25 protein-coding genes are annotated in these 25,340 nt (G+C 41.8%); 9 read left to right on the top strand and 16 right to left on the bottom strand.

Annotated features, from left to right (window positions below):
• Positions 1-7: 7 nt before the first annotated feature.
• Genes fabD through yceD form a run of 5 tightly spaced genes read right to left on the bottom strand, consistent with a single transcriptional unit; the run spans position 8 to position 3,691 of the window.
• Positions 8-934: an ACP S-malonyltransferase gene (gene fabD, locus H5114_RS03800; protein ID WP_182722255.1), complete on the bottom strand. Its 927-nt coding sequence runs from the start codon at positions 932-934 to the stop codon at positions 8-10.
• 31 nt (positions 935-965) lie between these two features.
• Positions 966-1,925, bottom strand: coding sequence for a beta-ketoacyl-ACP synthase III (locus tag H5114_RS03795; protein WP_124015735.1), 960 nt, complete (start codon positions 1,923-1,925; stop codon positions 966-968).
• An 8-nt stretch (positions 1,926-1,933) separates the two neighbouring features.
• Positions 1,934-2,962 carry a phosphate acyltransferase PlsX gene (gene plsX, locus H5114_RS03790; RefSeq protein ID WP_182696938.1) on the bottom strand — a complete coding sequence of 343 codons (1,029 nt, stop codon included), beginning with the start codon at positions 2,960-2,962 and terminating at the stop codon, positions 1,934-1,936.
• Between the two features lie 15 nt (positions 2,963-2,977).
• Positions 2,978-3,148 carry a 50S ribosomal protein L32 gene (rpmF, locus tag H5114_RS03785; protein ID WP_011636967.1) on the bottom strand — a complete coding sequence of 57 codons (171 nt, stop codon included), beginning with the start codon at positions 3,146-3,148 and terminating at the stop codon, positions 2,978-2,980.
• 18 nt (positions 3,149-3,166) lie between these two features.
• Positions 3,167-3,691 carry a 23S rRNA accumulation protein YceD gene (yceD, locus tag H5114_RS03780; RefSeq protein ID WP_124015733.1) on the bottom strand — a complete coding sequence of 175 codons (525 nt, stop codon included), beginning with the start codon at positions 3,689-3,691 and terminating at the stop codon, positions 3,167-3,169.
• Between the two features lie 248 nt (positions 3,692-3,939).
• Here yceD and H5114_RS03775 point away from each other — a divergent pair, with 248 nt between their 5' ends.
• A complete protein-coding gene (locus H5114_RS03775) occupies positions 3,940-4,566 on the top strand; it encodes a nucleoside triphosphate pyrophosphatase (protein ID WP_182722254.1) in 627 nt (208 codons plus the stop codon).
• 180 nt (positions 4,567-4,746) lie between these two features.
• On the opposite strand, the gene H5114_RS03770 is transcribed toward H5114_RS03775, so the two are convergent.
• Genes H5114_RS03770 through H5114_RS03760 form a run of 3 tightly spaced genes read right to left on the bottom strand, consistent with a single transcriptional unit; the run spans position 4,747 to position 6,557 of the window.
• Positions 4,747-5,394, bottom strand: coding sequence for an HAD-IA family hydrolase (locus H5114_RS03770; RefSeq protein WP_220492430.1), 648 nt, complete (start codon positions 5,392-5,394; stop codon positions 4,747-4,749).
• 31 nt (positions 5,395-5,425) lie between these two features.
• Positions 5,426-6,382, bottom strand: coding sequence for a 23S rRNA pseudouridine(955/2504/2580) synthase RluC (gene rluC, locus H5114_RS03765; RefSeq protein ID WP_182722253.1), 957 nt, complete (start codon positions 6,380-6,382; stop codon positions 5,426-5,428).
• The gene (locus tag H5114_RS03760) at positions 6,372-6,557 is read right to left on the bottom strand and encodes a hypothetical protein (protein ID WP_182696940.1); all 186 of its coding nucleotides are present in this window, start codon (positions 6,555-6,557) and stop codon (positions 6,372-6,374) included. Before H5114_RS03760 ends, rluC begins: the two co-directional genes overlap by 11 nt.
• A gap of 452 nt (positions 6,558-7,009) precedes the next feature.
• On the opposite strand from H5114_RS03760, the gene rne reads away from it, so the two are divergent.
• Together rne and H5114_RS03750 are read left to right on the top strand one after the other, a co-directional pair.
• On the top strand, positions 7,010-10,417 hold the full coding sequence (gene rne, locus H5114_RS03755) for a ribonuclease E (RefSeq protein WP_182722252.1): 3,408 nt from the start codon (positions 7,010-7,012) through the stop codon (positions 10,415-10,417).
• 193 nt (positions 10,418-10,610) lie between these two features.
• On the top strand, positions 10,611-12,167 hold the full coding sequence (locus H5114_RS03750; RefSeq protein WP_182722251.1) for a SulP family inorganic anion transporter: 1,557 nt from the start codon (positions 10,611-10,613) through the stop codon (positions 12,165-12,167).
• An 87-nt stretch (positions 12,168-12,254) separates the two neighbouring features.
• Here H5114_RS03750 and H5114_RS03745 read toward each other — a convergent pair whose 3' ends face one another.
• A complete protein-coding gene (locus H5114_RS03745) occupies positions 12,255-13,172 on the bottom strand; it encodes a bifunctional methionine sulfoxide reductase B/A protein (RefSeq protein ID WP_182722250.1) in 918 nt (305 codons plus the stop codon).
• A 165-nt stretch (positions 13,173-13,337) separates the two neighbouring features.
• On the opposite strand from H5114_RS03745, the gene H5114_RS03740 reads away from it, so the two are divergent.
• Positions 13,338-14,177, top strand: a complete 840-nt coding sequence (locus H5114_RS03740; RefSeq protein WP_182722249.1) for an isopenicillin N synthase family oxygenase — start codon at positions 13,338-13,340, stop codon at positions 14,175-14,177.
• 131 nt (positions 14,178-14,308) lie between these two features.
• Positions 14,309-15,250 carry a ribosome biogenesis GTPase YlqF gene (gene ylqF / locus H5114_RS03735; protein ID WP_124015726.1) on the top strand — a complete coding sequence of 314 codons (942 nt, stop codon included), beginning with the start codon at positions 14,309-14,311 and terminating at the stop codon, positions 15,248-15,250.
• A 74-nt stretch (positions 15,251-15,324) separates the two neighbouring features.
• On the opposite strand, the gene H5114_RS03730 is transcribed toward ylqF, so the two are convergent.
• Positions 15,325-15,810 carry a low molecular weight protein-tyrosine-phosphatase gene (locus H5114_RS03730; RefSeq protein WP_182722248.1) on the bottom strand — a complete coding sequence of 162 codons (486 nt, stop codon included), beginning with the start codon at positions 15,808-15,810 and terminating at the stop codon, positions 15,325-15,327.
• 147 nt (positions 15,811-15,957) lie between these two features.
• Complete coding sequence (locus H5114_RS03725; RefSeq protein ID WP_182722247.1) at positions 15,958-16,806, bottom strand: DNA ligase; 849 nt, start codon at positions 16,804-16,806, stop codon at positions 15,958-15,960.
• A gap of 313 nt (positions 16,807-17,119) precedes the next feature.
• On the opposite strand from H5114_RS03725, the gene H5114_RS03720 reads away from it, so the two are divergent.
• Positions 17,120-17,491: a diacylglycerol kinase gene (locus tag H5114_RS03720; RefSeq protein ID WP_124015723.1), complete on the top strand. Its 372-nt coding sequence runs from the start codon at positions 17,120-17,122 to the stop codon at positions 17,489-17,491.
• 17 nt (positions 17,492-17,508) lie between these two features.
• Here H5114_RS03720 and hdfR read toward each other — a convergent pair whose 3' ends face one another.
• A complete protein-coding gene (hdfR, locus tag H5114_RS03715; protein ID WP_124015722.1) occupies positions 17,509-18,363 on the bottom strand; it encodes an HTH-type transcriptional regulator HdfR in 855 nt (284 codons plus the stop codon).
• Between the two features lie 108 nt (positions 18,364-18,471).
• Here hdfR and H5114_RS03710 point away from each other — a divergent pair, with 108 nt between their 5' ends.
• From H5114_RS03710 to H5114_RS03700, 3 genes are all read left to right on the top strand, one after another.
• Entirely contained in the window at positions 18,472-18,900 is a 429-nt protein-coding gene (locus H5114_RS03710) for a DUF413 domain-containing protein (RefSeq protein ID WP_124015721.1), read from the top strand.
• Between the two features lie 443 nt (positions 18,901-19,343).
• Positions 19,344-20,246, top strand: coding sequence for a hypothetical protein (locus H5114_RS03705; RefSeq protein ID WP_182722246.1), 903 nt, complete (start codon positions 19,344-19,346; stop codon positions 20,244-20,246).
• A gap of 149 nt (positions 20,247-20,395) precedes the next feature.
• Complete coding sequence (locus H5114_RS03700; RefSeq protein WP_182696947.1) at positions 20,396-21,421, top strand: GGDEF domain-containing protein; 1,026 nt, start codon at positions 20,396-20,398, stop codon at positions 21,419-21,421.
• A gap of 120 nt (positions 21,422-21,541) precedes the next feature.
• Here the strand turns inward: H5114_RS03700 and bioD are convergent, their stop codons facing one another.
• The 4 genes from bioD to bioB are packed head-to-tail and all read right to left on the bottom strand — an operon-like array spanning position 21,542 to position 25,315.
• Positions 21,542-22,273 carry a dethiobiotin synthase gene (bioD, locus tag H5114_RS03695; RefSeq protein ID WP_182722297.1) on the bottom strand — a complete coding sequence of 244 codons (732 nt, stop codon included), beginning with the start codon at positions 22,271-22,273 and terminating at the stop codon, positions 21,542-21,544.
• 7 nt (positions 22,274-22,280) lie between these two features.
• Positions 22,281-23,039, bottom strand: a complete 759-nt coding sequence (locus H5114_RS03690; RefSeq protein WP_182722245.1) for a methyltransferase domain-containing protein — start codon at positions 23,037-23,039, stop codon at positions 22,281-22,283.
• A 56-nt stretch (positions 23,040-23,095) separates the two neighbouring features.
• Positions 23,096-24,256: an 8-amino-7-oxononanoate synthase gene (locus tag H5114_RS03685; RefSeq protein WP_182722244.1), complete on the bottom strand. Its 1,161-nt coding sequence runs from the start codon at positions 24,254-24,256 to the stop codon at positions 23,096-23,098.
• 6 nt (positions 24,257-24,262) lie between these two features.
• Positions 24,263-25,315: a biotin synthase BioB gene (bioB, locus tag H5114_RS03680; RefSeq protein ID WP_182696950.1), complete on the bottom strand. Its 1,053-nt coding sequence runs from the start codon at positions 25,313-25,315 to the stop codon at positions 24,263-24,265.
• Between the last annotated feature and the right edge of the window lie 25 nt (positions 25,316-25,340).

Below are 25,340 nucleotides of genomic sequence, written 5' to 3'. Positions count from 1 at the left end.
AACTCCTTTATTCGACTAATGCTGCGAATGAAGCAACATCATTAACCGCTTGAGCGGATATCGATTTATTAATTCTTTTTGTTAAACCGGTTAATACTTTACCAGGTCCACACTCTACTAATTTTGTAACACCTTGTGTCGCCATACACTCAACAGTTTCGCTCCACCGTACCGGGCAATACAATTGGCGCACTAACGCATCTTTAATTGCTTGAGCGTCGGTTGGCATTGCCACATCAACGTTATTGATTACCTTGATGCTAGGCTCAGAAAACGTCATCTCAATTAAGGCTTTAGCTAATTCATCGGCTGCAGGCTTCATTAATGCACAATGGGACGGTACGCTAACAGGTAGCGCGACTGCCATTTTAGCACCTGCAGCTTTACACGCAGCTGCTGCGCGCTCTACAGCGGCTTTTTCACCCGCTATAACAACTTGCCCTGGACTATTGTAATTCACAGGACTCACCACATCACCTTGCGCCGATTCCGTACATGCAGTGGCAATAGCATCATCAGCAAGTCCAATAATGGCAAACATAGCTCCAGAACCCGCAGGTACAGCTTGTTGCATTAATTTTCCGCGTAGCTCAACCAATTTAACAGCATCGGTAAATTCAATCACCCCGGCACATACTAAAGCGGAATATTCTCCAAGACTATGGCCTGCAAGTATTGAAGGCATAGGCTTGTTAGACGCTAGATATGCCCGCCAAATAGCCACACTTGCTGTGAGTAATGCAGGCTGAGTTTTATCGGTTTCATTTAAGGTTTCAGCTGGGCCATTGGCAACAAGATCCCATAAATCATAACCTAAAGCATCACTCGCCTCGGCAAAGGTTTGGCCAATAATGGCATGAGTTTGAGCTAATTCAGCTAACATCCCTACGGCCTGAGAACCTTGACCAGGGAATACAAAAGCAACATTTTCCATAAACGGTTACCTGTAAAAAATAATTTGAAAATTAAAAACGAATTAATGCACTGCCCCAAGCAAAACCGCCACCGAAGGCTTCCAGCAATAGTAATTGCCCACGCTGAATTCGGCCATCACGAACGGCTTCATCTAATGCAATGGGTACGGAAGCGGCTGAGGTATTACCATGCCTAGCTAAGGTAAGCACCACTTTATCTAAGCTCATGTTCAATTTTTTTGCTGTGGCATTGATAATGCGAAAGTTAGCTTGATGTGGTACTAACCAGTCAATTTCAGATTTATCGACATTATTAAGGCGCAGGGTTTCGGTGACGACATTCGATAACTGTGTCACGGCCACTTTAAAGACATCGTTGCCTTTCATCGTCATAAAACCGACCGCTGTAGAACTTTCATTGGCGCGAGGCGGGAAAGAACATTTTAATAAGTCCCCTTGGCTACCATCTGCATAAATATGGGTTGCAATAATACCTGGGGTATCACTGACACCAATAATCGCAGCGCCAGCGCCATCACCAAACAAAATCACCGTGGAGCGATCAGAAGGATCACACATCCGCGACAATACATCTGAACCAATGACTAATACTTTTTTAGCAGAACCATTTTTAACAAATTGATCTGCAACGGATAAGGCATAAATAAAACCAGAACATGCGGCTGCAATATCAAAGGCAGGAATATTTTTGACGCCTAATAAGGCTTGAATTTCGCATGCTGCTGCAGGAAATGCGTTTGATGCACTTGTGGTTCCGCAAACAATCATATCAAGATCACTGGCTTCTATCCCAGCCATTTCAAGCGCTTTTAATGCCGCTTGATAACCCATTGTTGAAACCGATTCGTCTGTTGCAGCAATACGCCGCTCAGAGATACCGGTTCGATCAACAATCCATTGGTCACTGGTTTCAACCATTTTTTCAAGATCTTGATTGCTACGAACTTGCACAGGTAGATAGCTACCTGTTCCGAGAATTTTTGTGTGCATATATGAGATCAGCTATTGATGTCTAAAAGAATCGACTCCAAACGATCTTTAATCATTTCAGGAAGACGACGTTTTGCTTCTGTTGCTGCTAAATTTAATGCTTGTAAAAATGCAGCTTCATCCGCGTTACCATGACTCTTTACTACTATTCCGCGCAATCCTATCAGACTTGCACCGTTATAGTGGTCGGGGTTCATCTTACTGAGTACTGCTTGTATGCGAGGAGCGATGAGTTTGGAGAGTAAACGCACAAAAAAACCATCATTTAAGCCGCGTTTTAATTGATGAACTAATAGCTTGGCAATGCCCTCTGAGGTTTTTAAGGTGATGTTGCCGACAAATCCGTCACAAACGATCACATCAACATTACCGGTATAAATTTCATCGCCTTCTACAAAACCAATATAATTAATTTGGTCCGTATGTTGAAGAATTTGGCCAGCCTGTTGGACTTGGTCATTCCCTTTAATCGCTTCAATACCAACGTTCAATAATGCCACTTTCGGCCGGGACTTTTTATGAACAGCTTCACACAATACCGACCCCATAATAGCAAACTGAAATAAAGTCTCGGAATCGCAAGAAACATTGGCGCCTAAATCCAGCAGATAAACAGGCTTGCCTGTCATAGCTGGTAAACAAGATACCAATGCTGGTCTATCAATGCCTGGTAAGGTTTTTAATAATACCTTAGCCATCGCCATCAACGCCCCCGTGTTACCCGCGCTAACGCAGGCAGCTGCTTTTCCATCGCGCACAAGTTCAATAGCAATTTTCATTGAGCTATTTTTACGTGAACGCAAAGCATGAATGGGCCTATCACACATAGTGACAGCTTCAGTGGTATGAATTATTTCAATGCGGGATAAAGTTGTTGGATCAGCTTGAGGGATATATTTTTCTATTTCGGTTTGATTGCCAACCAAAATAATTTTTAGGGATGTATTAAATTTCAATGCCTGCAAAGCTGCAGGCACTGTCACGTGGGGGCCGTGATCGCCCCCCATCGCATCTAACGCAAGCGTCAGATTTGTCATTCAATTAGCAACAAATTACTTGTTGATAACCTTTTTACCGCGGTAAAAACCATCAGCAGTCACGTTGTGACGTAGATGTAATTCACCACTAGTTGCGTCTACTGACAATTGAGCAGTGCTCAATGAATCATGTGAACGACGCATTCCGCGCTTTGAACGTGATTTTTTATTCTGTTGTACAGCCATTGGACCTGTCTCCTACGATTACTTGCTCTTCAGTTTTTCTAACACTGCAAACGGATTTGGACGCTCCTCATGAGCGGGTTCGATCTCGCCTACAACTATATCTTTCGACCCAGACTTACAATTATTATCATCGTGCATCGGGATGATAGGCATAGCGACTATCAATTCATCTTCAATCAATTGATGCAGACGTACTTCACCAATCTCATTACACTCAATTGGGTCATACGCATCCGGGAGCTCATCGATTTCTGCCTCAGTCTTACAAGGACTAAAACAAAAGTCGACCGTAACCTCAGTAGTAAATTGTGTCATGCAACGTTGACATAGCAGAGTGAGCTCCGTCACAGCCTTCCCGCGAAGGTAGACTATCCCCTGTAAATCGACGCCACATTCCAACGACACAACTACGTCGGAACAGTCGCCGGCACATAACTCGCTTAATCGCTTTAGTTGCTTGCCTAAAATGATACCTTCATAACGAAGGCCGCTAGAGGCAGCGCGTATAGGATCAATTGAAACCGGTATCTTTACTGTTTGCATAAGGCGCGCATATTATAGTTTGAAAACGCTGGAGTCAAAGAAAATTTCCGTAAAAATACGGTAACCTCACCTAATAACGAACTTTAGGTACTCTTTAAATCCGGCATTGAATTTGAAAGTTGGCAAATTTTACCGAACCCAAACCAATCACACAAGCATTACTCGAGAAAAATGCTCCATTTGCATAGATGAATACAGTAAACTGACTAATATTCTGTTATTAGCCAACAAATACTGAAACAAAGCCAATGGAATTCAATCTTGTACTTGCATCAACCTCACCTTTTCGTCAGCAATTATTAGCTAAATTAATGCTGCCGTTTAACTGTGTTAACCCTAATATTGATGAATCGCCAGCAAAAGATGAAACCGCATTATCTTTAGTCAAACGCTTAGCCGAACAAAAAGCATTCGCAGGCGCCCAACTAATAGAGAACAAATCAGTGCCGCAATTAATTATTGGTTCGGATCAAGTTGCACTGATTAACGATCAAATTATTGGTAAACCTCACACAGTAGACAATGCGATAGCGCAATTAAGCGCGGCATCAGGTCAAGCTATTACTTTTTATACCGGCCTTGCAGTATTCAATAGTGCTAATCAACAAATGTTATCTTGTGTTGAACCGTTTACGGTTCATTTTAAACATTTATCTGTGGAGCAAATTCGCTACTACATCAATACAGAACAACCATTATATTGTGCCGGAAGTTTCAAATGTGAAGGCTTAGGTATAGCTCTGTTTGAGCGTTTAGAAGGTGATGACCCTAACACCCTAATCGGTCTACCATTAATTAAACTGATAGATTTACTCGCTCAGCACGGTGTAGATGTGCTCAGTCAAGCACCAGAATGCTCAACCAGCAAATACTGATATCGAATTTAATAAGGGGAGATGGGGATAGATAATGGTGTTTGTACTTGATGTGGTCATAACAAGAGACATAACACAGAAGTAAGCTGAGTATCACACAGAAGCGAATACGATACAGCGTCGGACACACTTATCTTCAATGCTGTAATGCGACTATCATCATAACATCGTCCATAAAAATTAAAGATAGTCACGAATCGCACAAGGCTGGTCAACAATAGCACGCGGGTTTAATAGATTGAGTCTTGATTCATTATTGGCACCATAACTCACACCTATACTTGCCATGCCAGCATTATTGGCCATGGCTAAGTCGTGAATTGAATCGCCAATCATAATGGCTCTGTCTGCGGTAACATCAAAATGAGCCAATAACGAATACAACATCTCAGGATGCGGCTTACTTTGTGCGTCATCGGCGCAACGGGTCGCATGAAAATAATCGCCTAACCCTGTGAGAGCTAATACATTATCAAGACCTTGTCGACCTTTCCCTGTAGCAATAGCTAAATGATAACCCGCATCAAATAGATTACGGATCAGTAATTCGACGCCATCGAATAAAGGCGTAAGTAGCTCACTCGCAAGATGGTGACGTCGATAACAATCAATAATTTGTTGATGGTTTTGATGATCAGCAAATAAAATCGGCATAATTTGGGGTAAAGATAAACCAATGACATCTCTCACTTCCTGCTCGGATGGAATGGGTAACATTAATTCTTGAGCGACATTTTGCATACAAGACACGATTTTACCCACAGTGTCCATTAGCGTGCCATCCCAATCAAAAATAACCAGGTCAAAAGCTTTCTCTTTACTGTTCAATATAATGCCCTACTCTATTTGCTGTGTGCCTTTATACTCTTTTCAACTTCTCAAGTGTGCTCAGTAGCACTGGGTCTAAAGGCGCTTTAACCTGCATAACTTGATCATTTTCAGGATGAGTAAATTTAAGTTCTGCGGCATGCAAAAACAAACGGTCTAAACCTAAGGCCCGCATACTGTCATCAAATTGCTGCTCACTGTATTTATCATCACAAGCAATAGCATGACCAGCATACTGACAATGCACTCGTATCTGATGGGTTCGTCCTGTAACAGGACTTGCCTTAACTAAAGTACAACCTTGATAACGCTGCATAATCTTATAGCGGGTTTCAGACTCTTTACCCTCTTTATTGACTCGCACAATGCGTTCGCCCGACTTTAAAGTGATTTTTAACAGTGGTGCTTTAACCACTTTATCACTTGCCTGCCATTCGCCACGCACCAAGGCTAAATAATCTTTTTGCATGGTTTTACTGCGTAATTGTTCATGCAGATGCTTCAAGGCACTGCGTTTTTTAGCCACAAGCAACACACCAGACGTATCTTTATCTAAACGATGTACTAACTCTAAAAATTTTTGCTGTGGACGCAATGAGCGTAAGCCTTCAATCACACCATAATCCACACCACTTCCGCCATGTACTGCAATACCGGCAGGCTTGTTTAACACAATTAAATGATTATCTTCATGGATGATACGTTCTTCAAGCTGAGACACTCTTGATAAATTAGGCGATGGCGCCTTACGATTGTCTTTTTCGGCAACACGAACAGGCGGAACCCTAACAATGTCTTCGATTTGTAATTTATATTCTGGCTTGATGCGTTTTTTGTTTACCCGCACTTCGCCTTTGCGCACAATCCGATAGATCATGCTTTTCGGTACGCCTTTTAATTTAGTCAGCAAAAAATTATCGATGCGTTGTTCAAAATGATCTTCGTCGATAGTCACGTATTCAACTTGGGGGGTGGTTTCAGTATTCATGATGCGCCATATAGTAGTAACCGTAATAGTGTACCTTATCTGGTAAATGCTTGGCTATTGCCGCATTGGACTTCAAATAAATACGCGAAAGAATATGGGCTTTTGATTGCTGAAAATAGCGATTGTTGCTATATTTGCCCACAGGTTGAGAGTAAACAGTGGATAAAGTGTTCACAACTTTCACCAAATGCGAAAAACTAGCAGTTATAAAAATGAACCTAACCGGTAGCAAATCATTGATTTGCAAATTGTATTTATTAAAAAACGATAAGAAACCGTTTGTACAATTAAACCGTAAGTATTCAATAAAGATTTTAATTTAACTGTGGTAAATCGCCCCAAATTCGAACAACATTTTAGCTTGTTATCAAACAAACCGATTCGACTTGGGCATTAACGGATTAAAATACCATAATTTATGGGGTTGGTTGTAAGTCAACGAATTCCTTGTTTTTGTAAACACTAGAAAATAAGCCATAAATAGGATGCGACACGCAGTGACTGCGTTTTACAGTAATGAGCACCTAATTGCCTGGATCTAGCCGTGAGGTTATACCGATTAATTCAGGCCCGTAATGCAGAAAGATCGTGTTGTTTGATGACCTCATTTAGAAGAATCACGTCATCATGAAACGTATGTTAATTAATGCAACTCAATCAGAAGAGTTGCGCGTAGCCCTAGTTGATGGGCAAGAACTGTATGATCTAGACATCGAAAGTCCTGGTCATGAACAGAAAAAATCAAATATCTATAAAGGTAAAATCACTCGCGTAGAGCCGTCACTTGAAGCCGCATTTGTTGACTACGGTGCAGATCGTCACGGTTTTTTACCTCTAAAAGAAATTGGTCGTGAATATTTCCCTAAAGGATATTCCTTCCAAGGCCGTCCAAACATTAAAGAAGTCCTGCAAGAAGGCCAAGAAGTCATTGTTCAAATCGATAAAGAAGAACGTGGCAACAAGGGCGCTGCATTAACTACCTTTATTAGTCTTGCTGGTTCTTACCTAGTCTTAATGCCAAATAACCCTCGTGCTGGCGGTATTTCTCGTCGTATCGAAGGTGATGAGCGCACCGAACTTAAAGAAGCGATGTCTGAGCTAGAAGTACCTAATGGTATGGGCTTAATCGTGCGTACGGCTGGTGTAGGCAAAGAGTCAACAGAACTAAAGTGGGACTTGAAAGTACTACAACATCATTGGGATGCGATTCAAGAAGCCGCTCAAAGCAAGGCTGCCCCCTTCTTAATTCATCAAGAAAGCAACGTCATTGTTCGTGCTATTCGCGACTATTTACGTCGTGATGTGGGTGAAATCCTTATCGATCATCCACGTATTTTTGAAGAAGCTAAACTGCACATTGGTTTAGTTCGTCCTGATTTTGTCGAACGCGTCAAACTATATGACTCTGAAGTGCCTCTATTTACTCACTTCCAGATCGAGTCTCAAATCGAGTCGGCATTCCAACGTGAAGTGCGTTTACCATCAGGCGGATCAATTGTTATTGACCCCACAGAAGCATTAACGTCTATTGATATCAACTCTGCCCGTGCCACTAAAGGCGGTGATATTGAAGAAACTGCACTGAACACAAACCTTGAAGCAGCTGATGAAATTGCACGTCAATTACGTCTTCGCGATTTAGGTGGTTTAGTGGTTATCGACTTTATCGATATGACCCCTGTTCGCCATCAGCGTGAAGTTGAAAACCGTTTGCGTGATGCCGTTCACCATGACCGTGCACGTGTTCAATTGGGCCGTATTTCTCGTTTCGGTTTAATGGAAATGTCGCGTCAACGCCTACGTCCATCACTAGAAGAGTCTGCAGCACATTTATGCCCTCGTTGTCATGGCCAAGGTACTATTCGCAGTACTGAATCATTAGCACTATCAATTTTACGTTTAATGGAAGAAGAAGCCATTAAAGAAAACACCACACAAATCGAAGCGATTGTGCCAGTTGATGTGGCGGCTTTCTTATTAAACGAAAAGCGTAAAGCGATCCGTATTACTGAAGAGCGTCATCAAGTTGAAGTGTACATCATTCCAGATGCACACATGCAAACCCCAGATTACCGTGTGGTACGTCGTAAGAGTGACGATGAAGTCAGTGAATCAAGCTATAAGCGCGTAGAACAGCCAGCAGCAAAACTGTATGAGCCTCGTAAATTAGAGCGTGCGGCATCACCAGAACCAGCATTAAAAGGCTTTGCAGCCCCACAAAAAGCTGCAGAAGATCTCGTCAAAACCGCACCTGTAAATGTTGCCCCTGCGACAGCATCTACTCAGACAGGATTGTTTTCACGAGTCATCTCAGCAATCAGCGCCCTATTCTCTGCTAGTGAAACTGAGGTTAAAGATACCAAAGCGACAGCGCAGACTAAAGACAGCACTCAGACTAACCCACGTCGTAACACTCGTCGTAATGAGACACGTAACGATAGTGGTAACCGCAATGACAAGCGCAATGATAGCCGTCGTCAACGCAATGACAGTGACAAATCGAAAGACACCACTGAAGGTCGTCCTCAGAACAAGCGTAATGAGCGAAACAGTCGAAATACTGCTCAAGATGACAACGCTAAAAATAAACCAAGAGCTGACAAAGTTGACAAAGCATTACCCGTTAGCGAAACCAAAGTAGCTGACGCTAAAGTGGCAGAACCTAAGGCCACTGTAGAGAAATCACCAAAGCAAGAAGCCGCTAGAGAGCGTCGCCAACGTCGTAACATGCGTCGTAAAGTGCGTATTGAAAGTGAACAGAATGAAGCATTATCAACCACCGAGGTTATTGATAGTAAATCAACTGAATCATCAGTAGAACTGATCGCATCTGAAGCCAACAATGTTGAGCCGAAAGCATCTGATGATAAAAAATCAGAGACTAGAGCACCACGTAGCCGACGTCAGCCTCGTAAAGAGAAAACAGAGCAAACGACCGAAGTAGCAGAAGGCACGGCGGTTGAAGCAGCTGATGTAGCAACAGAAATCACCAAGGTTACCTCTACTGCCCAAGTTGAAACAGACACTCCAGCTGTTGAAGTGAAAGCTGACGTCGAAGTGAAAACAGAAGCGGCTCCAGCTGAAGACAACACTGTTAATGAAACGGTTGCGACCCACTCTGATGTTGCAAAAGAAACTGATGAGCAAAGCGCGAATACCGATGACACGGCATCAGAAAGTGAAGCTGAAAGTCGTGAAGGTCAACGTCGTAGTCGTCGTAGCCCTCGCCACCTACGTGCTGCTGGTCAACGCCGTCGTCGTGATGATGAAACGGGGTCGACACAACAAGCCGTTTTCACACCTAATGATGAGCTAGAGAAGCAGTTAGACGCTGAACAAGCTAAAACCAAAACTCAGGTTAAAACGCCTGTGACTGCCACTGATGCAGCAACAGTTACTCCAGCGGCAGAAGTCGTCAAGGCTGATGTTAAAAAGACTGAAGTGACTGATACAGAAGAGACTAAGGTTGATGTTGAGCCTGCTAACGTTGTCGCAGACACTCCTGCAGCAAAAGAGCAAGCAGCTGAAACGCCTCCGGTAGTCAACACAGCTGACGTAATCGAAACTGCAGCGACAGTTGAAACTACAGCAGTTGAAACTTCAGCAGTTGAAATCGCTAAAACCCCTATTGATGCTCCAGCTAAACAAGCGTTAGTCGCTGAGGCAGCATCGTTAGAGGCGATGGAAACAACCGCAGAAAGCAAACAAGATAAAGCCGTTACATCTAATGCATCGGCACCAATGGCCAAGCCTGCGGCAATCGTTCGTCAAGCTAAACCTGCAGCTAAAGACGTTGCGCCTGCAGTAGAGACTGTTGTTTCTACTGACACCACTACAGCAGCAAAAGCACCTGTAAAAGCAAGTCGCTTCGGTTCTATGGTGTCATCTGACATGACTAAACCTACAGTGGATGTTCGTGAACAGAAAGCGGTGCCTCAAGGACGTACTTATGAAGCCCAAGCAACTGAAACTAGTGCGCCAAAAGTCGCAATAAACAACAGTGCATCAGCTGATATGGCACGCCCGGCAAAGTAGCATTAATTAGGGGTTCACTAGCCCCATCATTTATTAAGCCATGCTAAGCATGGCTTTTTTATTGAAAAGATTAATAAAAAATACCTCAGCGAATTAAAACATCACATTAGGGATGTCACAGTTCAGCCAACGAGTATTTTTTGTTAATATACTGATCACTTTTTATTAACTTACCAATGAAAACAGAGGTTAAATGTTCGATCTTATTCGCCATAAAACAAGCAGTAGCAAAGCCGATATTTTATCAGGATTAACTGTTGCGCTGGCCCTAATACCTGAAGCCGTTGCTTTTGCATTTGTCGCTCATGTTGAACCTATGGTCGGGCTTTATGCCGCCTTTATTATGGGACTAATCACCGCATTAATTGGTGGTCGGCCTGGCATGATTTCTGGTGCCACGGGTGCTATGGCTGTGGTCATGGTATCGCTGGTAATTGAACATGGAGTGCAATACTTATTTGCCGCAGTGGTGTTAGCAGGACTGATTCAAATTTTAGCGGGAGTATTCAAACTCGGGAAATTTATCCGTATCGTACCTTACCCAGTGATGATTGGTTTTGTAAACGGGTTAGCGATTGTAATTTTCTTAGCCCAGCTCGGTCAATTTAAAGTCAAAGACGCCGCGGGCAACATGATTTGGATGGCACAAGAACCCTTAATGATCATGCTAGCTTTAGTGGTTTTAACCATGGCTATTATCCATTTCTTACCCAAGTTAACCACAGCAGTGCCTTCATCCTTAGTGGCTATTTTAACGGTAACGGCGATTACTGTGGGTTTCAATTTAGAAACCAGTAATGTATTGGATTTTCTAAAAACAATGAGTGGCAATGACGCTGCAACTATTGCAGGTAACTTGCCTTCATTTGCCATCCCTAGCGTGCCATTTAGCTTTGACACTTTTTACATCATATTACCTTATGCCTGTATTTTAGCCGCGGTAGGATTAATTGAGTCATTATTAACGCTAACAGTGATTGACGAAATGACCAATACTCGTGGTCAAAGTAACAAAGAATGTGTCGGCCAAGGTGTGGGCAACATTACCAGTGGTTTCTTTGGTGCTATGGGTGGTTGCGCGATGATCGGCCAGTCAATGATTAACATTAACTCTGGCGGTAGAGGTCGTTTATCTGGCATCACGGCAGCATTAGCATTACTGGCATTTATTCTGTTTGGTTCCGCGTTTATCGAAATTATTCCACTGGCAGCATTAGTTGGTGTGATGTTTATTGTGGTCATAGGCACTTTTGAATGGGCCAGCTTCAAATTCATGAACAAAGTGCCTAAGCATGATGCATTTGTGATTATATTAGTCACCACTGTCACTGTTTTTACCGATCTGGCCTTTGCAGTGTTTGTCGGTGTAATTGTATCTGCCTTAGTGTTTGCATGGGAACACGCAAAGCACATTAATGTTGACATAACTGAAGATGATAACGGCTGGAAAATATATCGCTTAAATGGCCCCTTGTTCTTTGGTTCAGTGGCAAACTTTCTTGAACTGTTTGATGCTGAAAATGATAACCAAGATGTGATTATTGATTTTAAAAATTCACGCGTGGCAGATCATTCCGCATTAGAAGCGATTGATACCTTAGCTGAACGTTATGTTACGGCAGGAAAGCGGTTGCACTTACGTCACTTAAGCCAAGATTGTAAAGCACTACTGCATAAAGCACGTGATTTAGTTGAAGTTAACCTTATTGAAGATCCGCACTATAAAGTAGCCGATGATAAATTGGATTAAACGATTAATACGCTAATCAATAAAAAGGGACTGAATATTCAGTCCCTTTTTCTATCGTGAGTCTTTGTACCTGCAAAAAATACTGATTTAACGTTTACGTTTATCAGCAAACTTACTCATCACTTTATCAAATTTTGGCTTAACCACTAGCTGACAATAAGGTTGTTGCCCGTGTTTAGTGAAATATTCATCATGATAACTTTCAGCCGGGTAGAATGTATCAAATGCACTTATTTCAGTGACTATCGGTCTAGACCACACTTGTTGTTCAGTTAAGGCGTTAATAAATCGGTTAGCGGTATCAATTTGATCACTGTTATGCGCAAAAATAGCTGAACGATACTGTGGCCCTTTATCATTTCCCTGCTGATTAAGTGTGGTCGGATCGTGGCTTTCAAATAATACACTAAGGAGTGTGTCATATTGAATAACCGTGGGATCAAATTCAATATGAACGACTTCTGCATGGCCTGTTTTACCCGAACATACCGCATCATAATTGGCATCTTTAGCATCACCGCCACAATAACCAGACTTAACACTTTGCACGCCATTAAGCTGAGCGAAGATAGCTTCAACACACCAAAAACAGCCAGCACCAAAAGTCGCTTTTTCGAAAGAAGGCGTAGCTAAATTTGATACTGAAAGCTCATCAATGCCTTTAAAAATCATTGATACCGAATTGACACAATGACGGATATTGTTATCGGTTAAATGTTCTCCTTCAAACACATGGCCTAGATGACCACCGCATTGTGCGCAGGTAATTTCGGTTCTGTGACCATCAGCATCGAGTGTATGCTTTACTGCCCCCTTAATTTCATCATCAAATGCTGGCCAGCCACAATGAGCATTAAATTTATACTCACTCTTATAAAGTGGTGCATGGCATTTTTTACATAAATACACACCCTGTGCATCATGATCAACAAATTCGCCACTAAAAGGACGCTCGGTGCCTTTTTGCTCGATCACATACTGTTCAAATTCAGTTAAATTATTCATGGTCAGATCTCGTTGAGTTTGTTTGCCACAGTCTAGTAATAATGAATACGTGTCATCAATCATTTCAGCTCAAATCAAAATGGAGTGATATCACGCAAATAATTGCGGCAGAGTGTGACTAAGGTTACCATTACGGTGGGTCAACACACTAATAAGAAATACATAATGAAACTAAATACAATTGATTACCAAGCACCTAATAGTGCCCAACATTTTGTTGAATCACTGCGCGAAACCGGCTTTGGTGTACTTACTAACCACCCAATTCAAAAGCAGCTTGTTGAAGATATATACAATGAGTGGTATGGCTTCTTTCAGTCAGAACAAAAAAATGATTTTTTGTTTAAAGCTGAAACACATGATGGCTTCTTTCCCGCATCAATTTCTGAAACGGCTAAAGGCAATAACGTAAAAGATATCAAAGAATATTATCACGTATACCCTTGGGGACGCATTCCAGAGTCGTTAAAGGCGAATATCCTTGCTTACTACGAACACGCTAATGCGCTAGCGTCTGAATTACTGAGCTGGATTGAACAGTACACTCCTGCAGACGTTGCGGCTAAATATAGTATTCCGTTACCCGACATGATTGCGCAAAGCCAAAAAACCTTGTTACGCATTCTTCATTATCCTCCAATGAAAGGAGATGAGGAAATGGGCGCAATCCGTGCTGCTGCGCATGAAGACATTAACTTAATTACCTTGTTACCAGCAGCGAATGAGCCTGGCTTACAAGTGCTGACTAAAGAAGGTGAATGGATTGATGTGCCAAGTGATTTTGGTAGCATTATTATTAATATCGGCGACATGTTACAAGAGGCCTCAGGCGGCTATTTCCCATCAACATCTCACAGAGTCATCAATCCTCAAGGCACAGACAAAACCAAGTCTCGTATCTCGTTACCGCTGTTTTTACACCCAAATCCACAAGTGGTGTTATCTGAGCGTTATACGGCTGATAGCTATTTGATGGAAAGATTACGCGAATTAGGCGTGATTTAAGCACTCATAGTGTATTTAACAACGATACTAAGCGCCTTAAGGCGCTTTTTTTATGCATTTAATCCACTTACGAGGTAGAATATCACTTTTGTATTTATTGTTATTTACTCTCCGATTTATAAGGCAACATCATGGCAATTCAGTGGTATCCAGGACACATGCACAAAGCACGTAAAGAGATCGAGGAGGCGATGCCTCAAGTGGATCTCGTTATTGAAGTGCTCGATGCACGTATTCCATACAGCAGTGAAAACCCAATGGTGTCACAACTTCGCGGTGATAAACCTTGTATTAAACTGCTCAATAAATCTGATTTAGCGGATCCAGAAATTACGGCTCAGTGGATTGAATACCTAGAGCGTGAGCAAGGTGTACAGGCATCGGCAATCACCACCCTACAACCGGGAATGGTAAGAAGTATTCCTGATCTTTGTCGCAAACTAGTGCCGCACCGTGACACCATGGAAAAAGATATTCGTACCATGATAATGGGCATTCCTAACGTCGGTAAATCAACAATTATTAACACCCTAGCGGGCCGCACTATTGCTAAAACAGGTAATGAACCCGCGGTAACTAAAAATCAGCAGCGGATCAACTTACGTAACGGTATCGTTTTGTCAGACACGCCAGGGATCTTATGGCCTAAAGTCGATAACGAAGCCAGCAGTTATCGCCTAGCGGTCACTGGTGCAATTAAAGACACAGCAATGGAATACGAAGATGTGGCCATGTTTGCTGCAGCTTATTTCCTTAAAGCCTACCCCGACGAAATTTGCGAGCGTTATAAGCTTAAATCGCTGCCTGACAGTGATATTGAATTACTCGAAGCCATTAGCCGTTCTCGCGGAGCACTCCGTCCTGGTGGGCGTGTTGATTACCATAAGGTCTCTGAACTATTACTGCATGAGTACCGCTCAGGTAAAATTGGCTTATTAAGCCTTGAAACACCGGCAATGGCTGAAGTCGAAAAAGTTGAAGTCGCGCGTAAGCTGGCTGAAAAAGAACTGATCAAACAACAAAAGATAGAACAAGAGAAACTAAAACGATCTGGCAAACGTTATAACGATTAAGCCCGATCCACGACTAGGTTGTTAATACATATACGGCCTAGTCATTCAAAAACCTCTTGTCATAGTGATACATTTCAATGTGAAGCTAGTGATACTGCTAATGCCGTTAAACTAGCCTCAAGCAAGTCAATAACCCTCTCAAACCCTTTTTCCCCACCATAATATGGATCAGGCACTTCTTTAACCGCAGAATCTCCAAAGCTTAACATCAACCGTAACTTATACCGTAAATGCACAGGACATCGCTCAGTTAACTCAGCTAAATTAGAAACATCTGCCGCTAAAATTAAATCAAAGTGCTCAAAATCAGCATCAATGACCTGTCGAGCCTTGATATCGGTAAAATCAAGTCCACGTTTATGGCCTGCAATCATGCTGCGACGATCAGGAGAATGACCTTGGTGATAGGCGATAGTGCCGGCAGAATCGATTTCAAGCTGAAGTGAATACTGCTTAGCTAGTTGCCGAAAGATAGCCTCTGCTGTTGGCGAACGGCAAATGTTACCCATACAGACGAATAGCACAGAGTGAACGTTCAAAAGATATTTATCATCCATCATTTATCATCGCCATTATATCCAGATTGCATACAGCACAGAATTAACGATCTGATTTGTCATTGTGTATCCACCAGCCCGACTTTACTCATGTTAACTCAAGCGTAATGTGCAGGCACAGTGACACTAGAGTTAATGTAAAGGAGCTGACTATTGTGATGGCCGTTCGCGCAAAAAACTAGCAAACCTTGGAGTGCCTTTTTGAGTTAAGCCTAAATACTGATAAGTAATGACTGAACCAATTAACGGCGGATTTTCTCGCTGTTTATCACTAAAACCACTGCCAATATTGAACACAATTCCAGCCGGCGTTTTTACAATTAACGCGCCTAATTGACCTCGATATTTACCTTTTCCTTGGGTATGACCAATAACCACGGCTTCAGCATCGTATTTAGGTTTAAGTTTAACAATATACTCGCTGCGCCCCACGGCATAATGAGCTTGTTTAAAATGTAACATTAATCCTTCCCCACCGGCATTCACAACACTATCGAGTCGATCGAACAGTGCCTCTGTTGTCGCTACTGTGTCCTGCTTAATAACCTGTAAATGAGTGGGATCAGTTTGCTCAGCCCATTTTTGCATCGCTAAATAGCGTTCAACAAAAGTGCCAGGATGATCTGGTAAGTCGAACATCATAAACTTTACTTGTTGCCAATCTTCAGCGGATGTATCCAGACGCCTAACTAATGCTGAAATATGCTCAAACTGATTACGCCCTAACCAGAGTTCGCCATCAATAGCCACTTCAGGAAAGCCCAAGGTAAATGATGCTGGTAACGCCACTTTTCGGCCACTACGAGTCAGCATTTGACGACCATCCCAATAACCTCTCACACCATCAAGTTTTTCACTGACTAAATACTCAGCGACGGTAATATCTGGTTGATATTGTGTTGCTAACTGGATGGGAGGTTTAGATAAAACAGCACTGTGCGTTGTTAAACTATACAGTGCAATCATCAGTGAAAATATAACCGAGGGTATCTTAGGCATATGCAATCCTTGCAATTAATCAAATCCATATCAAGGTGGCCACTCATTACCAATAAGAATCATAAGCTGGCATTAATTTTATGATTAGCACGACCTTGACTTAAACCTTCTTAAGCTTAGTACAAAACTAAGAATTATCCACTTAAGCTGAAGGGAAAGACGAGTAGAATCAACACCGACTGAGGACATTATTGATGATTGAAATCGCTATTATCTTGTAACTTTAACTCATCAAAAGGTTAAATTACTGCTGGAAGCCTATGAATGGAATGTTACAATCTGCACAATTAAAACCAAAAAGATAATTTACTTAATGAAACCTGAGAATAATCATGGTCTAAAGCGCATTTTTCGAGCAACGGGATTTTCAATGAAGGGGCTAAAGTCTGCATGGAAACATGAAGCCGCATTTAGACAAGAAACCGTACTGGCCGGCTTAATGTTCCCTGTTGCACTATTACTCAATATCAGTGCAACTGAACGCATTCTACTTATCATGACCCTATTAATTGTTTTGATTGTCGAATTATTAAACTCTGCGATTGAAGCAGTTGTAGATCGCGTCGGAGATGAAATTCATCCTCTTAGTGGTCAAGCGAAAGATATTGCTTCAGCAGCAGTATTCATCAGTCTCGTCTTGTGTACTATCACCTGGGGGATCATTATTTGGCCACTAGTATTCTAACAACTGCCCAGTAAATACTAAACCGTAAGTTTATCTGTTGTTAATATTGAAATAGCTTGTTCAATATAGGCAAGCCTTTCATTTTCAGCCCAATAAGCAGCATACACATGTCGATAGATACATTTTGCATCATCTACGCGAGATAAAGTGCCATTATCTAAATAGGGTTGAATGAGTGCTTCAGGCAAAAATGCACAGCCACTATTATTCAACATAAAATCCAATGCCATGCGAGCAGAGCTGGTATGCAGGACAGGTAAAGGCAACATGGTAAAATCTTGGGCGTGAGTGATATTAAAGGCTGTGCCCCAATCGACTTTTATATAAGGTAAATTAGCCGTTTGAGCCAGCTTAACGCCCTGCTGTTTGGACACTAGATACAGTTTTACTTGAGCAAGCTTAACTAATGTGACCCCATCAAGTTTTGGAGGATCAAAGGTAATCGCAATATCTAAAGTGCGTTCAATAAGCTGGCGAGTCATCACTGATGCAGACAAAACATCAGTCCTCAAAGCAACACCTTCCAAACCTAAATGCAGTGGCTGTAAAAAACCTTGTAAATAAGCATCCCAAATATTATTACCAGCCGATAAAGCCAACTGAGCATTGTGCTGCTGATTCAAAATAATATCTTGTTTTGCCCTCTCCCAGGCATTAAGCACCGCCTCAGCATGACCCAACATTCTCTCACCTGCTGGGGTAGGTTGAATATTGTTACGCAAACGTTCAAACAGCTCTATCCCCAAAATACCTTCTAGCTGTTTTATCCTAAAACTAACAGCACTTCGGGTAAGGTAGAGATTTTCAGCCGCTTTACCAAAGTGTCGAGTACGAGATACTTCTAAGAAGGTTTTTAATAAATCTGTATCCATAAAAATTCTTTACCATTAAGGACAAAATATTTTGATTTAAAAAATGATAATACTAGCCAATACTCCAGTTGCAAATGTTTATATCTCACAATTTAGAAGGTATTAGCCATGTCTCAGCAATCATTTATCAATGCAAAACAAGGTATTGATGCTAACTCCAATGGTCATAGCAACAGTTTTCAGTCAACTAAACGCTTCTATGATGACGCGAATTTCCCTATGGGGTTTAAGCGTTGTGGTGATTTTACCAGTAAGGAAGCTGACTTGCTTGAACAACACGGTCAAGCAATGAAAAATCTAGCCGATGGCTCGCAATTACCTTGTAATGTTGACGAAGACCAGTTTATTCGCGTTCTTCAAGGCATGTTACCCGCAACAACACCAATGGAGTTATTGTGGTCTAAGTATTGCCGTCTAGCAAAAGGTAAGCCGTTTTATGCTGTCGTTGGTACTATTCATGCGCCAGCAAGTTCTAAAGTTGAAATTGAATTTGACGATGTTGAAGAAGAAGTTTCTGACACCGACGAGCCAGAATAAACTCTGGTTAGTGACTAAAACAAACGCCCGCAAACGTTAACACTTACGCTACATATCTAACGAAGAAGTAGGGTCAATATTCTACTCTACTTTTCGTTTTGCCACATTACTGCCACTCACCACTGTAACGTCAACACTCTGACGCCCAATCCCATAAGGCCTTGCAGTCAAAATGATTGCTTTTGCGCCTTTGACTTCAAACTACTGCTGAAAACTTGATTTAGCGCAATAAACACATACAAATATTTCACATCTAGTAACAAAGTGCTAGTATGGCTAATGAACGGTTGGTCCTATTTATATAAATTTGATGTTTTTGAGTATGCATTTGATAATTCTTATTTTGGATATCTGCATACAATAGATTAGGGATTAGATTTGACAACAACATCATATGAAGACGCATATCTTGTGATAGTAAAAATAATAAGTGCGGAGTTTCAATGATAAGATCTTTTTTTTATATAGTATTGTTGATACTCATCACTCGAACGGCTTATGCTGAGTCCGAGCCATCAATACAAAGCACAACTTTTACTGATGGATATACTCTTGATATCGGTATGTTTTATGCCAACTCCGATTCAAACTTTATTGCCACAAACCCTAAAACCGGCGGTACATTCCCGGTGGACTTTGAAGACGAACTTCTTCTAGCTGAAGCACAATACTTACCCTATTTTGAATTTACCTTTTCTTTCAACCAACGCCACAACATTTATATTGATTGGAAATCGTTGGATCGCAAAGCAGATACAGAAACGGTATCACAAGATTTTATTCTTGAAGATATTGATGGTAAAGATTATCTGATTGAAACTGGCTCGAAACTCAATACCTCACTGAATATAGATATTTTGCGTATAGGGTACGGTTATGATGTCTGGCAAGGTACAAATTACGCGGTTGGTGTGTCGCTAGGTTTACACGCCATGTTTGTCGAAACGGCCTTTAAAGGCACCATAGGCATCTGTGTTCCAGATTCAACCTTATGCAGTAATTCAGTAGCAACGCCAGAAATTATCGATGAAACGATAACGGCCCCTTTGCCTGATATCGGTCTTTATGGATCTTACGAGTTTTACCCTGGCTGGATATTTGATGCTCATGCGCATTACTTTTCAATCAAATATGATGATGTAGATGGATCACTTGTCGATGTCCGTTTAGGGGTCGAAGCAAAAATTTGTGATAACTGGTCGCTAAAATTGGCATATAACTACTATGATGTCGACGTTACTATCGAAAAGACACGTAAAATCGGCAATATTGAGCAACGTACCTTTGACTATAATATTAACTACAGCTTTACTGGGCCAATGTTTGCTGTCTCTTATGTGTTTTAATATCACGTTATCTACAAAAAAAGCATCCTAGGGTGCTTTTTTTTAATTTGTATCCTCATAATAGGATGGTATAACCCCTGCTATTATTGCTATATTTATTTAACTATAGATTTTAAAAGTCTTTTTCAGCCCAGTTCATGAGGCACATAATGTCTAACACACTATTGCAAACCGCTGCTGCCAATTTAAAAAAAGCGGTTCCGTTAATGTTAAAATATAAAATCCCTACCACACCAACAAACTATGCACTTTGGTATGCTTATGTGGGTGAACAAAACCCCTTACTGAATCAAGAGTTAGATACCGCAGTCAAACAAAATCAAACATGTTCACCAGTAACTAGCGAGCTAATTTATCGTAAATATGTTGCGGATCCAGTAGAGCTTGATGTGCGTGATATGCGTAAAAATTTAGATGCTATGGTATGTGAATTATCCCAATCACTCAAAGACACTAATTTAGATACTGAAACATTTCAGAAGCAAATTGATAAAGATTTTAAAAAATTAAGTGATCTTGAAAATCAAGGCTTCTCACTTGAACAAGTTATTGGCATTGTTAGAAATATTGTCAAAGAATCTTCCAGTATTCGTTCTAGCACGGTCAGTTTTACTGAACAGCTACAAAAAGCACAATCTGAAATTGATACTCTAAAAACACGTTTAGCCGCATCTGAAAAAGACATGCTATTTGATGCATTAACCAATGTGCTAAATCGCCGCGCATTTAATACTGATATAGAAGCGCAAGTAAGCTCATCACCTGTAGGTACTTGTTTAATTTTAATTGATATTGATCACTTTAAAATATTCAATGATAGTTTTGGCCATCAACTCGGCGATTTAGTCCTAAAAACAGTGGCTAAGCGGACCCAAGAAGCGTGTCGTGACGGAGTAAAATTGTACCGTTTTGGTGGCGAAGAGTTTGCTATTATCGTTCCCAATAGTCAGTTTAGGGTAGCCAGGCAGCTGGCCGAAGGCATACGTAGAGCCATAGAAAAGCTCAGTGTCAAAGATCGACGTAGCGATAAAGTAATTGACTCAATAACCGCCTCTTTTGGGGTGGCAGAATGGAAACCTAAACAAAATGTATCGCAACTCATTGAGGCAACTGACAAGCTACTTTACGATGCAAAACGCCTAGGTAGAAATCGCGTGATGCCGATTGCAAACTAGTTATTATAAGTAAAATAAATTGATTTTTTAGCCCATCTTTTATGACCCATCACTTTGCTTTTACAGCATGATGCGTGACAAAGGTTGGGCCTTATATTGACGATTATGTCGACATTTGAATTAGCTAGGCATCTGCAGGTAACGGGCGGCATTAATCGCCGTCGGCTTAGCCAAATAAGGCACATATCCCAAAAATGGACCTGTCATTATTTGCTTTAAACTCTCGAGGTTGTCATCAATAAAAGCCATCTGAGGATCCACCTGATTTGCAACCCAACCAGCTATCGTTAATCCATCTGCTAGCAGGGCTTCTTGAGTTAATAAAGCATGATTTAAACAACCTAGCTTCATGCCTACGACGAGAATAACGTCGATACTCGATGGCCAATCTGATGGGTAATTAATGTGATTGACTAATTCAGTTTGTGGCTTAGTATTTTGCAGCTTAGCTTGCAATAATTTAACTGTATCAGACAAATATTCGCCATTGCCCAATGGTAAACGCCAACCACCTGCACCTTCAATTAAGGCAAAATCAGCACTTTGCATCGCCGGGTGGTACATAGTGTCAAGAACACCTTGGGCAGTTAAAGTATGGTTTACTTGCCTAGCGGCAATATGCGGTGCAATTGCTGGGGCAAAACAAATAGGATTAACACTTTGATATGGCAAATCCATATTAGATTGGGTCATTAGCATCATGGCATCGCTATTGCGCAAGCCATCTTCTGTAGACTCACACCCTGATGCTATGGGTTTAAAGCCACACTTATTACCTGTAGCCTTGGATAAAAGTGCCGCTGAAATTAGCGTTTTACCACTGTCAGTGTCTGTTGCAGTCACAAAATACAACATAGCTTCAGCCTCGTTTAGCGCGGATATACGCAATTTGATAAGTTAATGGTAAACCTTTGTCGGTACGTAAGCTTTCAGCTAATGCAACCCGTTGCTGCCATTGTTGTTTGCTCAACACTGCGCGTTGCTTTTCTTCATCTGCTTGAGCACTGGATGCCCCCACCCCTTTAATTGAATAAAGTAAGCTACGTAAGTCGGCAAAATAAACCGTAATAGTCTCAACCTGGATATCGATACTATCCCAATCAGGAGGCATTGTTTGCGAGGTGATAAAAGCAGACTTAAGGGCTGATACAGAGTGAAATTGATTGACGTGAAACCCTAACGTTTGCAATTCAGCCAAGCTGCCATCAATAACAACACTGAGATGACATTCACCGCCCACTCGTAATACGCGATGAAATTCATTAAAAGCTTTGGGTAGCGTCTGACACCACTGCAAAGCTAAATTGGAATAAATGCTGTCAATAGATGCACTTTGTAAACCCAGCGCTTGAGCGTCACAACAAAGGCATAAGTAATCAGAATACTGTTGCGCCAATTGCGTTAGCATGCCATGCGCAATATCTGCCGCGATAACCTGTTTCACGTCATTGAAAGCTTTAAAACATGTACCCGGACCGGCTCCAATATCAAGTAGAGTGCCATATAAATTGGCATGCTGTAATAATTGCTGAGCACTCATACGCTGCAACACATCATGTTGCTTATACAAAGGTGCTGCTCTTGAAAACTTGTTTGCAATCGAGTTATCTAACGTCATGAGGGTTCTCAAAGATACGATTTATTTAGCTACTGCCAGGATGTTAATGCTGCTAACTAAATATCATTAACATCATTGTGCTGAATAAGCTGGGCCACTGCACTAACCAGTGCACAAATATCGCTGGCTTGATGCTGTGCATTTAACGTAATACGAAGACGGGCCTGCCCGACTGGCACCGTTGGTGAGCGAATAGCCCCCACCAAAAAACCTTGTTGTTTTAGGTGCTCAGCAATAACTAAAACACGATGATTATCGCCAATCATAATCGGCTGGATCGCTGTCATTGAAGGCGTGATCTCAAGTTGATGCTCAAGTGCAACTTGCCTGAATAAGGCGATGTTTGCCGTTAATTGTGTTAATAACTGTGGATGGTCTTGCTGCCAATTAATCGCCGCTAATGCCAACTGAGCATTTGCGGGCGATAACGCGGTAGAATAAATATATTCACGCGAGGTTGCCACTAAGTAATCAATCACATTTTTAGAGGCTAAAATTGCCGCGCCTTGACCTCCTAATGCTTTGCCGAATGTCACCACCTGAATATCCACATTATTGGCATTAACAAACGAGCTAGGTAATACCCCAAAGCCATGGGCATCATCGACAATCAGCCAACAATCATGTTGCTGACATAAGCGAGATAATTCAGCTATCGGGGCAATGTCACCGTCCATACTAAATACACTTTCAGTAACCACAGCTGTGTGAGGGTTGCGCTCGATCAGTCGCGTTGCACTGCTAACATCGTTATGTAAAAAGCGCCGAATCTGACTACCACTGTCTTTTAAGCCATCAATTACTGAGGCATGCACTAACTTGTCGGCTAAGACAGTATCCTTGTTGCTAAACAAGGTTTTCATTAACGCGTTGTTAGCGCTAAAACCAGAACTAAATAACATGCACGCTTGATGCCCCGTCAGCTCGCATAAACGCTGTTCAAGGGCAAAATGGGCTTGGTTATAACCACTAACAAGAGGTGATGCACGACTGCCAACACCATACTGCTGCGCTCCAGCATACAGAGCTTGAACTAAAGCAGGTTCATGGGCTAAGCCTAAGTAATCATTATGGCTAAAATCAACCATTACACGTGGCTTGGTTTCCGACACATGTCGTTGGCGTAAAAGGCCTGCCGCCTGCAGATCAGCAAGCTTATTACTTATCCGCTCGGTTAATGGGTGCTGCCCCATATCAGTCTGGCCTAATAACGTCATGTAAAATTATAGCGCAGCTGCATCAAAGAACTGCTTAGTCGACTTATCTTGCTTAGCACTCGCTTTGGCTAATAATGCGCTATCAGATTCGATGTTGGCTTGTGGACCTTGCTCAGGATGTAACCCTAAACGTCGGAATAAACTCATGTCATCATTTTCTTCTGGGTTTGGCGTAGTTAATAGCTTACAACCGTAGAAAATTGAATTAGCCCCCGCAAAGAAACACATTGATTGCAGTTCATCACTCATGCTTTCACGTCCGGCAGACAAACGCACCCGCGACTTAGGCATAATAATCCGAGCCACTGCTATGGTGCGGACAAATTCAAGCGGGTCAAGATCATCAATATTCTCAAACGGTGTACCGGCCACTTTTACTAACATGTTGATCGGTACTGAATCTGGATGTTGTTCTAAATTAGCAAGTTGCTGCAATAAACCTGCGCGATCGGTGGCTTGCTCGCCCATACCGACAATCCCGCCAGAACAGACTTTCATCCCAGAGGCTCGCACGTTTGTCAGCGTATCTAAACGACTTTGATAAGTACGAGTGGTGATAACATCGCCGTAATATTCTGGTGAGGTATCAAGGTTATGGTTGTAATAATCTAAACCTGCATCAGCCAATCTGCTGGCTTGGTCAGGCGATAGCATGCCTAATGTCATACAGGTTTCCATGCCCAAAGCACGGACATCTTTTACCATTTGTGTTAAATATGGCATGTCTTTGTCACGCGGATTGCGCCAAGCAGCGCCCATGCAAAAACGTGATGCACCAGCAGCTTTAGCACTTTTAGCCTCAGTTAATACCTTTTCAATTTCAAGTAAACGTTCTTTTTCTAGACCGGTATCATAGCGCGCACTTTGTGGACAATATTTACAGTCCTCTGGGCATGCACCGGTTTTAATCGATAAAAGACGACTGATCTGCACTTCGTTAGGGTCAAATGTTTCACGATGAATACTGTGGGCTTTAAACAATAAATCATTCATAGGCAACGCAAATAATGCCTCGATTTCTGTTTTTTGCCAATCGTGACGAACTTCAGCTAACGACATGGATCATTCCTTTATTTTGATTTTA

Origin of the sequence: Shewanella sp. SR43-8, from assembly GCF_014163775.1 — a bacterium.
Classification (GTDB): domain Bacteria; phylum Pseudomonadota; class Gammaproteobacteria; order Enterobacterales; family Shewanellaceae; genus Shewanella; species Shewanella vesiculosa.
Note: the sequence above shows the minus strand (reverse complement) of the source record. Positions and strands in the feature narration are given on the sequence as shown.